Genomic DNA, 1729 nt, shown 5'->3' with positions numbered 1-1729 from the left:
CCAATGGATGTTATCGAGAAGTACGGTGCAGATGCAATGCGTTTCTTCTTATCAACAGGAAGTGCACCAGGTCAAGATTTACGTTTCAGCATGGAAAAAGTAGAATCTACTTGGAACTTCATTAATAAAATTTGGAACGCATCACGTTTCGTATTAATGAACATGGATGACATGAAGTATGAAGAAATCGATTTAACTGGTGAAAAATCAGTTGCAGATAAGTGGATCTTAACTCGCTTAAACGAAACAATCGAAAGTGTAACACGTAACATGGATAAATATGAGTTCGGTGAAGCTGGACGTTCATTATACAACTTCATTTGGGACGATTTCTGTGACTGGTACATTGAAATGGCGAAGCTTCCACTATACGGTGAAGATGAAGCAGCTAAGAAAACAACTCGTTCAATTTTAGCTTACGTATTAGATCAAACAATGCGTCTATTACACCCATTCATGCCATTCGTAACAGAGAAGATTTGGCAACATTTACCGCATGAAGGTGAATCTATTACAGTAGCTGCGTGGCCAACAGTTCGCGAAGATTTACAAGATACGGAAGCTGCGGCAGAAATGCACCTTCTAGTTGATATCATTCGCTCTGTTCGTAACATCCGTGCAGAAGTAAATACACCAATGAGCAAAAAAGTTCAAATGCAAATTAAAGCAAAAGATGAGGCTGTACTTGCTCAACTTACGAAAAATAGCTCTTACATTGAGCGTTTCTGTAACCCAAGCGAATTAACAATTCAAACGGACTTACAAGCGCCAGAAAAAGCAATGACTGCAATCGTAACAGGTGCAGAGTTATTCTTACCGTTAGCTGATCTTATCAATCTTGATGAAGAGAGAGCTCGTCTTGAGAAAGAACTTGAGAAGTTCGATAAAGAAGTAGAACGTGTACAGAAGAAACTTTCTAACCAAGGTTTCGTAGCGAAAGCTCCTGCAGCAGTTATTGACGGAGAGCGTGCGAAAGAGCAAGACTACCTAGAAAAACGCGAAGCAATTCGTCAACGTCTAGCTGCTCTTGAAAAATAAGGTTATAGTTTAAGCAGTTCTAAATAATTTCTGTAATTCATTGTACGTCGAAAAAGAGAAGTCTGGAATCTGACTTCTCTTTTGTTTGTATATAGCATGAATCGTCTCGATTCCTTTTAATGTACGTGAAGCATGGCGGAGATTTTGAAATCCTGCGGATGTAACAAAACGTCTCTTGATATGTCTATGATCTTGTTCGATGAGGTTATTGAGATGCTTAACGGTGCAATGTTTCGTATGCACATAAAAACCGTTCTTTTTCAGTTTTTTGAACGCACAAAGTAAGGCTGGAGCCTTGTCTGTTGTAAGAACTGTTGGTTCTCCAAAAGCTTTCACTAACCTTTTCATAAACATATAAGCGGCTTGATGATCCCTTGTTTTACGAAGTTGAATATCCAAGGTGTATCCTTCTCGATCAATCGCACGATAAAGATACCACCACTCTCCTTTGATTTTGATGTAGGTTTCATCTAAATGCCACGCTCTTATCGTACAAGTCGCTCAAACAAATCTGCGAAACTCATCCCGACATTATTCTTTCGTTTCATGTGCTTCTCAAGATAGATTTTCGTCGTTTGAACCTGTTCATGGCCAAGTGTCTGCATTAAATGGTATAAATCAGCGTTTCCTTGTTCCACAGCCATAATCGCAAACGCATGACGGAATGTATGCGCTGTTACAGGGTTTTCGC

At 39.4% G+C, this 1729-nt stretch carries 2 protein-coding genes and 1 pseudogene; 1 reads left to right on the top strand and 2 read right to left on the bottom strand.

The features are described 5' to 3' along the window. The coding region (locus F3I02_RS21015) for a class I tRNA ligase family protein (RefSeq protein WP_374058659.1) at positions 1-1038 on the top strand (1038 nt) is incomplete at its 5' end. Between the two features lie 9 nt (positions 1039-1047). Here F3I02_RS21015 and F3I02_RS21010 read toward each other — a convergent pair. After that, positions 1048-1521 (bottom strand): annotated as a pseudogene (locus F3I02_RS21010) (IS6 family transposase); the annotation flags it as partial. 2 nt (positions 1522-1523) lie between these two features. Continuing rightward, on the bottom strand, positions 1524-1729 hold a 206-nt coding region (locus F3I02_RS21005), incomplete at its 5' end, for a tyrosine-type recombinase/integrase (RefSeq protein WP_196478374.1).

This window comes from Bacillus sp. SRB3LM (assembly GCF_015712745.1).
GTDB classification, from domain to species: domain Bacteria; phylum Bacillota; class Bacilli; order Bacillales; family Bacillaceae_G; genus Bacillus_A; species Bacillus_A thuringiensis_K.
This window is presented reverse-complemented; position numbering and strand designations above follow the sequence as displayed.